The organism is Stenotrophomonas sp. HITSZ_GD (assembly GCF_029543105.1).
Classification (GTDB): Bacteria; Pseudomonadota; Gammaproteobacteria; order Xanthomonadales; family Xanthomonadaceae; genus Stenotrophomonas_A.
In genome coordinates this window covers 45,166-52,768 of record NZ_JARQXB010000020.1, presented here as the reverse complement: position 1 = coordinate 52,768, position 7,603 = coordinate 45,166, and the positions used below count along the sequence as shown (strand labels likewise).

General features: G+C 68.1%; 5 protein-coding genes. 1 reads left to right on the top strand and 4 read right to left on the bottom strand.

Features of this window, described 5'->3' with window-relative positions; all coding sequences use genetic code 11:
- Positions 1 to 283: 283 nt before the first annotated feature.
- From P6166_RS15650 to P6166_RS15635, 4 genes are read right to left on the bottom strand one after another with little or no spacing between them, the layout of a single operon-like run.
- Entirely contained in the window at positions 284 to 1,870 is a 1,587-nt protein-coding gene (locus P6166_RS15650; protein WP_277765369.1) for a DHA2 family efflux MFS transporter permease subunit, read from the bottom strand.
- A gap of 6 nt (positions 1,871 to 1,876) precedes the next feature.
- The gene (locus P6166_RS15645) at positions 1,877 to 3,049 is read right to left on the bottom strand and encodes an efflux RND transporter periplasmic adaptor subunit (RefSeq protein WP_277765368.1); all 1,173 of its coding nucleotides are present in this window, start codon (positions 3,047 to 3,049) and stop codon (positions 1,877 to 1,879) included.
- Positions 3,050 to 3,061: 12 nt separating this feature from the next.
- Positions 3,062 to 4,573 (bottom strand): AdeC/AdeK/OprM family multidrug efflux complex outer membrane factor, encoded by a 1,512-nt coding sequence (locus P6166_RS15640; protein WP_277765367.1) that lies wholly within the window; start codon positions 4,571 to 4,573, stop codon positions 3,062 to 3,064.
- Positions 4,570 to 4,995: a MarR family transcriptional regulator gene (locus tag P6166_RS15635; protein ID WP_277765372.1), complete on the bottom strand. Its 426-nt coding sequence runs from the start codon at positions 4,993 to 4,995 to the stop codon at positions 4,570 to 4,572. Before P6166_RS15635 ends, P6166_RS15640 begins: the two co-directional genes overlap by 4 nt.
- 296 nt (positions 4,996 to 5,291) lie before the next feature.
- Between P6166_RS15635 and parC the strand changes: the two genes are divergently transcribed.
- Complete coding sequence (gene parC / locus P6166_RS15630; RefSeq protein WP_277765366.1) at positions 5,292 to 7,535, top strand: DNA topoisomerase IV subunit A; 2,244 nt, start codon at positions 5,292 to 5,294, stop codon at positions 7,533 to 7,535.
- Positions 7,536 to 7,603 lie beyond the last annotated feature (68 nt).

Sequence of the window (7,603 nt, the reverse complement as noted above, 5' to 3'; positions counted from 1 at the left end):
TTTCGGGACCGTAGGCGACATGGATGTCGCCTACGAGCCTCCATGGATGGATTCACGGCGTGTCCCGAAAGGGCCCCACCCCCGCTGGCCCCGCGCAGACCCGTGAGCGCCAACCGACATCAAAGCCCACGAATAAACCACGCGCAAAAAACCCACAGACCACGGAAAAAGAAAACCCCGCCTTTCGGCGGGGCTCCGGACAGGGCAGATGGGGAGGGAGATACCACCCGGTCCGGTAGAGGTGCGCCGCGGGCATCCAAACCCGCGACGCGATGTGGAGGGCTCAGTGACCGCCAGCGGCGGCAGCGCCACCCGCGCCGGCGCCGAACGGCGGCTTGGCCACCCACAACAACGCGATGATGCCCAGGAACGTCCAACCCAGCAGGTAGAAAATGTCGTTGAAGCCCATCTGCGAGGCCTGGTGGTTGATCATGTTGTTCAACACCGCCGCGCCCGACTGCAGGTCGCCATGCCCCGCCGCCAGTACCTGGTCGCGGATGCCGGGCTCGTAGATCGAAATGTGCTCGCTGATGTGCGCGTGGTGCTCGATCGTGCGCCGCGACCACAGGTAGGTCGTCAACGACGCGGCGAAACTGCCGCCCAGCGTGCGCAGGAACGTCGCCAGGCCCGAACCGGCCGCGATCTCGCGCCCGTCCAGGTCCGACAGCAATATCTGCAGCACCGGCATGAAGAACAACGCCACGCCGATGCCCATCACCAGCTGGATCATCGCCACATGGTAGAAATCCACCTGCAGGTTGAAGTTCGACCGGTAGAAACTGGTGAACGACATGAAGATGAAGGCGATGCTCGCCAGCACGCGCAAGTCGAAACGCAGCGCGTACTTGCCCACGAACGGCGTCAGGATCACCGGCAACACGCCGATCGGCGCCGTCGCCAGGCCTGCCCAGATCGCCGTGTAGCCCATGTCGCGTTGCAGCCACTGCGGAATCAGCAGGCTTACGCTGAAGAACGCCGCATACGCCACCACCAGCACCAGCGTGCCGGCGCGGAAGTTGCGGTGGCGGAACAGCCGCAGATCGACGATGGGATCCTTGTCGGTCAGCTCCCAGATCACGAACACCACCAGCGCCACCGCCGAGATGCAGGCCAGGGCGATGATCAGGTGCGAACTGAACCAGTCCTCGTCATTGCCCAGGTCCAGCACCAGCTGCAGGGCACCCACGCCGATCACCAGCAGGATCAGGCCCATGTAGTCCATCTTCGGCCGCTCGATCTGCTCGGGCCGATGCCTCAGCTGCGAACCAACGATGGAGCTGGCGATGATGCCCAGCGGCACGTTGATCAGGAAGATCCATTCCCAGCTGTAGTTGTCGGTGATCCAGCCACCGAGGATGGGGCCGGCGATCGGCGCCACCACCGTGATCATCGCCAGCAGCGCCAACGCCTGCCCGCGTTTCTCGCGTGGATAGATCGACACCAGCAGCGACTGGGTGATCGGGTACATCGGGCCGCACACGAAACCCTGCAGCGCGCGCGAGACTACCAGCATGCCCATGCTCTGCGCCAAACCGCACAGCAGCGAGGCGATGGTGAAGGCCAGCGTGGACCACACGAACAGCTTGGTCTCGCCGAAACGGCGCGACAACCAGCCGGTCAGCGGCAGTGCGATGGCCGTGCTCACCGCGAAGGACGTAATGACCCAGGTGGCCTGCTGCGAACTGGCACCGAGATTGCCGGCGATGGTCGGCAACGACACGTTGGCGATCGTGGTGTCGAGCACCTGCATGAACGAGGCCATCGCCAGGCCCACGGTGGTCAGCGCCACGCTCGGCGGGCGGAAGCCGGCCGCCGCGGGGGCGGCCGGTGCACCCGGTGCGCCGGGTGCGGCGGGAGCTTGCGCGGACATCGTCGTTTAGCCCTTGGCCGGCAGGTTGGCCTGGATGATGCGATGGATGTCGTCGTCGGCCTGCTGCAGCTGCTGGGCGTAGACGTTGGTGTCGTACACCGCACCCTTGGCGGTCTGCGTCGGCAGCACATTGCCCTTCTGGTCGTGCAGGTTGACCTCGACCTTCATCGACAGGCCGATGCGCAGCGGGTTCTCTTTCAGCTGCTGCGGGTCCACCGCGATGCGCACCGGCACGCGCTGCACGATCTTGATCCAGTTGCCGCTGGCGTTCTGCGCCGGCAGCAGCGAGAACGCGCTGCCGGTGCCCAGGCCCAGGCTCTCGATCTTGCCCTTGTACTTCACGCCACCGCCGTACAGGTCCGAACGCAGTTCCACTTCCTGGCCCAGGCGCATGTGCTTGAGCTGGGTTTCCTTGAAGTTGGCCTCCACCCAGGTCTGCTCCAGCGGCACCACCGCCATCAGCGCGGTGCCCGGCTGCACGCGCTGGCCGACCTGCACCGAGCGCCGCGCCACGTAGCCGGAGACCGGCGCCACGATCGCCGCGCGGGCATTGTTGAGGTAGGCCTGGCGCAGCTGCGCGGCGGCGGCCTGCACGTCCGGCTGGGTCGCCACGACGGTGTCGTCCACCAGCGCGCGGCTGGTCTCGAACTGCTCGCGCGAACCGCTCAACGCGGCCTCGGCGGTGGCCAGCTCGTCACGGGCGTGCGCCAGCTCTTCGCTGGAGATCGCGCCACTGGCGGCCAGGTCCTTGCGGCGGGCGAAGTCGGCGCGCACGCGGTCCAGGGCCACCTGGCGCGCATTGAGATCGGCCTGCGAGGCCTCCACGCTGCGGTACAGGCCGCGCACCTGGCGCACGGTGCGCGCGAGGTTGGCTTCGGCCTGCTGCAGGGCCACCTGCGTATCGGCCGGGTCCAGCTGCACCAGCAGCTGGCCGCGCTCCACGCGCATGCCGTCCTCGGCGCCGATGCTGACCACCGTGCCGCCGACCAGCGGGGTGATCTGCACCTGGTTGCCCTGCACGTACGCATCGTCGGTGTCTTCGAACCAGCGGCCGTAGAGGAAGTACCAGACCGTCACCGCGACGAGCAGCACGATCACGATCACCGCGAGGATGCGCAGCAGCTTGCCGCGCTTGCTACCCGCGGCGGGAGTGGGAGAAGTGGGGGTGGGCTGGCTCATGACGGGACTCGATCAGGAATTCGGATTGACGGAGGTGGGTTCGGCATTGGCGCTGTCGGCCGGCACGGCGGCCGGCTGCGGTGCGAAGCCGCCGCCGAGCGCCTGGCGCAGCTTCACCGAGGCCGTGATCTGTTCGGACTGCAGCGCGGTCAGGCGCTGCTGGGCGATCAGCAGCTGCTCCTCGACGCTGAGCACTTCCAGGAAACTGCCGATGCCGGCGCGGTAACGCTGCTGGGCCAGGTCATAGGCCGCACGCGCGGTCTTCAGCGCCTCGGCCTGCGACTGCGCACGCTGGTCGAGCGAGCGCACGGCGTTCACCTGGTCGGCGACTTCATGCAGCGCGCCGATGATCTTCTGGTTGTAGTCGGCCACCGCCAAATCGTAGGCGGCGTCCTTGTTGGAGAGGTTCGCGCGCAGCCGGCCGCCATCGAAGATCGGCAGGCTCAGTGCCGGCGCCAGCACGCCGAAAACCGATTCGCTCTTCAGCAGGTCGCCCACGTCGCTGGCCACCACGCCACCCAGCGCGGTGATGTTGAAGCTCGGGTAGAACTTCGTCTTGGCCGAACGCACGTCCTTGTCGGCCGCCTCCACGCGCCAGCGCGCGGCAACCACGTCGGGCCGATGGCCCAGCAGTTCGCTCGGCACCACGCTCGGCAGCTGCGCGAGCAAGGGGTCAGGCAGGTTCGGGCGCTGGATCTGCAGGCCGCGGTCCGGGCCCTGCCCGACCAGCGCGGCCAGCGCGTTTCGCGCTTCGTCGATCTGTTGCTGCGCCGACTGCGCCTGCTGCCGCGAGGTCGGTACGCGCGCTTCGGCCTGGCGCAACTGCAGGTCGCTGTCGATGCCGGCATTGCGGCGCTGGCGCGTCAGGTCGAGCGTCTTCTGCGCGCGGGCCAGCTCGTCGTTGGCCACGTCGAGCAGGCGCCAGGCATAGGCCAACTGGGTGTAGGTCTCGGCGATGGCCGCCGACAGGTTCAGGCGCGCGGCCTGGGCGTCGATCTCGGCGGCGTGCACGTTGTCCACCGCCGCTTCCCAGGCAGCGCGCTTGCCGCCCCACAGGTCCACGCCATAGCTGAAATCTAGAACGGCCTGGGCGCTGCCGGCGTAATGGCCGCCTATTTCGTCACCCACCATCGATTCGGGCAGCTGCAGGCCGGTGTAGCCACCGGACACCGACAGGCTCGGCTTGCGCTCGGCATCCACGCTGCCGGCCTGGGCCTGCGCCTGGCGCAGGCGCGCATCGGCCGCGGCCAGGCTGGGGCTGTTGCGCAGGCCCTCGTCGATGAGTGCGTCGAGCTGGGCGTCGCCGAAGGCCTTCCACCAATCGGCGGCGGGCCAGTCGGCCGGGCTCAGGCCGGCCTGGCCCAGGGCCTGCTCGGCATGCAGGCTGGCCGGATCGCGCGGGTGGTCCTGCGGCGCCAGGCCCCGGCTGCTGGCACAAGCGGCCAGCGCCAGCGTCAGCAGGCCGATCGCCAGCGGGCGCAGGGCGCGGCCGGAATTCGCAATGTCAGGGGAGATGGAGGTCATGGGGAATTGAGGGAGTCGCGTACACGGGTCATCAGGGAAATGAGCTGCTCGCGCTCATCGGGCGTCAGGTCGCGCAGGGCGTAGTCCATCGCGGCATCGCCGCGTTGCTTGAGCTGCACCCACATCTGCCGGCCTTCGTCGGTCATTACGATCTGCAACGCGCGGCGGTCCAGCGCATGCGGCTCGCGGCGCACGTAGCCGAGCGCTTCCAGCTTGTCGAGCAGGCGGGTCACCGCGCTGGGGGTCTGGTCCAGCGCCTGCGCCAGCTCGTTGGCGGTGCACGGCGAGTGGCTGGCGAGGATCTTCAGGCCCACGTAGTGGCTGAAACCAAAATCCGGCAGCGCACCTTTCATTTCGGCATCCAGCTGGCGCACCAGTCCGTCGCGGACCTGGCGCAGCAACAGGCCGAAGCTGGGCGGCATGGCGGGGTTGTCGGTGAGCGGCGGACACTTCATGGGGGCGTATTCTCTTCCAACTGGAATATTTGTCAACGCAAATATCTCGAATGGAATTAAATGCTGCGTTGCACTGGCGGGATGCCCGGAGCGGAAAGGCCCGAACCTGAATGGGCACCCCGCCCGGCCAGCCGTTCTGCCTGGCCAGACGCTGTCCCCCCCCGCGAGCCGCGTCCGGCTTGGCATCCCCGGCCGCATCCGGATAATCGACCGCCTCGCCAGCGGCCTCACGCCGCGGCGCCTTCCACAGGTACCACCCGCGAATGACCGACCTCACCCGCCCCACGTTCCATGGCTTCGAGCAGCTGCCGCTGCGTGAATACGCCGAGCGCGCCTACCTGGACTACTCCATGTACGTCGTGCTCGACCGCGCCCTGCCCTTCATCGGCGACGGCCTGAAGCCGGTGCAGCGCCGCATCGTCTATTCGATGAGCGAGCTGGGCCTGAACGCGGCCGCCAAGCCGAAGAAGTCCGCGCGCACCGTGGGCGACGTGATCGGCAAGTACCACCCGCACGGCGACAGCGCCTGCTACGAAGCGCTGGTGCTGATGGCCCAGCCGTTCTCCTACCGCTACCCGCTGATCGAGGGCCAGGGCAACTTCGGCTCGCCGGACGATCCCAAGTCGTTCGCGGCCATGCGCTACACCGAGTCCAAGCTCACCCCGATCGCCGAGGTGCTGCTGGGCGAACTGGGCCAAGGCACCGTGGACTGGGCCCCGAACTTCGACGGCACGCTGGAAGAGCCCTCGTGGATGCCGGCGCGGCTGCCGCACCTGCTGCTCAACGGCACCACCGGCATCGCGGTGGGCATGGCCACCGACGTGCCGCCGCACAACCTCAACGAGATCGTCAGCGCGCTGATCCGCCTGCTGGACGATCCGGATTGCACCGTCGCCGACCTGTGCGAACACGTGCGCGGCCCGGACTACCCGAGTACCGCCGAGATCATCACCCCGGCCGCCGACCTGCGCGCGATGTACGAGAGCGGCAACGGCAGCGTGCGCGCGCGCGCCACCTTCCAGAAGGAAGGCGCCAACATCGTCGTCACCGCGCTGCCGTACCAGGTCTCGCCTTCCAAGGTGATCGAGCAGATCGCCCAGCAGATGCGCGCCAAGAAGCTGCCGTGGCTGGAGGACATCCGCGACGAGTCCGACCACCAGAACCCGGTGCGCGTGGTGCTGGTGCCGCGCTCCAGCCGCGTGGACGCCGAGCAGCTGATGGGCCACCTGTTCGCCACCACGGACATGGAGCGCAGCTACCGCGTCAACCTCAACGTGATCGGGCTGGACGGCCGCCCGCAGGTCAAGAACCTCAAGCAGGTGCTGACCGAGTGGCTGACCTTCCGCAGCGATACGGTCACCCGCCGCCTCAACCACCGCCTGCAGAAGGTCGAGCGCCGCATGCACCTGCTGGAAGGCCTGCTGGTGGCCTTCCTCAACCTCGACGAGGTGATCCGCATCATCCGCACCGAGGACGAGCCCAAGCCGGTGCTGATGGCGCGCTTCGGGCTGTCGGAGGAGCAGACCGAGTACATCCTGGAAACCCGCCTGCGCCAGTTGGCGCGGCTGGAAGAGATGAAGATCCGCGGCGAGCAGGATGCGCTGGCCAAGGAGCGCGAGCAGATCCTGGCCGTGCTGGCCAGCAAAACCAAGCTGCGCAAGATGATCAAGGACGAGCTGACCGCCGATGCCAAGAAGTTCGGCGACGCGCGACGCGCGCCGCTGGTGGCGCGCCAGGCCGCGCAGGCGATCGACGAGACCGAACTGGTCGCCAGCGAGCCGATGACCGTCGTGCTGTCGGAGAAGGGCTGGATCCGCGCGGCCAAGGGCCACGAGGTCGATCCGGCCGGCATGTCCTACCGCGAAGGCGATGGCCTGCTGCAGGCGGTGCGCAGCCGCAGCACGCAGCAGGTCGCGTTCCTGGATACCGAAGGCCGCAGCTACTCGACCCTGGTGCATACGCTTCCCTCTGCGCGCGGCAACGGCGAACCGCTGACCGGCCGCTTCTCGCCGGCCGCCGGGGCCTCGTTCCAGGCGATGGCCACCGGCGAGAACGACAGCCGCTTCGTGCTGGCGTCCTCGCATGGCTATGGATTCGTCACCCGCTTCGAGAACCTCACCGGCCGCAACAAGGCCGGCAAGGCGATGCTCAACCTCACCCCGGGTTCGCAGGTGCTGCGCCCGGCGGCGGTGGCCAAGGTGGACACCGACCGCATCGTGGCGGTGACCAGCGCGGGCAACCTGCTGGCGATCCCGGCGGCGGACCTGCCCGAGCTGGACAAGGGCAAGGGCAACAAGATCATCGATATCCCCAAGGCCAAGCTCGCCACCGAGCGCGTGGTCGCGGTGGCGGCGGTGTCGCCGGGCCACACGCTGCTGGTACGCAGCGGGGCGCGCACGATGAACCTCTCGTTCAAGGACCTCGATGCCTACGTCGGCGCGCGCGCCACGCGCGGGCACCTGCTGCCGCGCGGCTGGCAAAAGGTCGACGGGCTGGACGTGGAGTAAGGCAAAAAGAAGGGCGCGCCGATGGCGCGCCCTTCTTCTTTCGGCCCCGCGGTAGGGGCCCTGCGCCT

Bases quoted from the DNA above. Each gene is read 5' to 3' on its own strand.
- P6166_RS15650 (WP_277765369.1), bottom strand. From the start codon at position 1,870: ATGTCCGCGCAAGCTCCCGCCGCACCCGGCGCACCGGGTGCACCGGCC.
- P6166_RS15645 (WP_277765368.1), bottom strand. From the start codon at position 3,049: ATGAGCCAGCCCACCCCCACTTCTCCCACTCCCGCCGCGGGTAGCAAG.
- P6166_RS15640 (WP_277765367.1), bottom strand. From the start codon at position 4,573: ATGACCTCCATCTCCCCTGACATTGCGAATTCCGGCCGCGCCCTGCGC.
- P6166_RS15635 (WP_277765372.1), bottom strand. From the start codon at position 4,995: ATGCCGCCCAGCTTCGGCCTGTTGCTGCGCCAGGTCCGCGACGGACTG.
- parC (WP_277765366.1), top strand. From the start codon at position 5,292: ATGACCGACCTCACCCGCCCCACGTTCCATGGCTTCGAGCAGCTGCCG.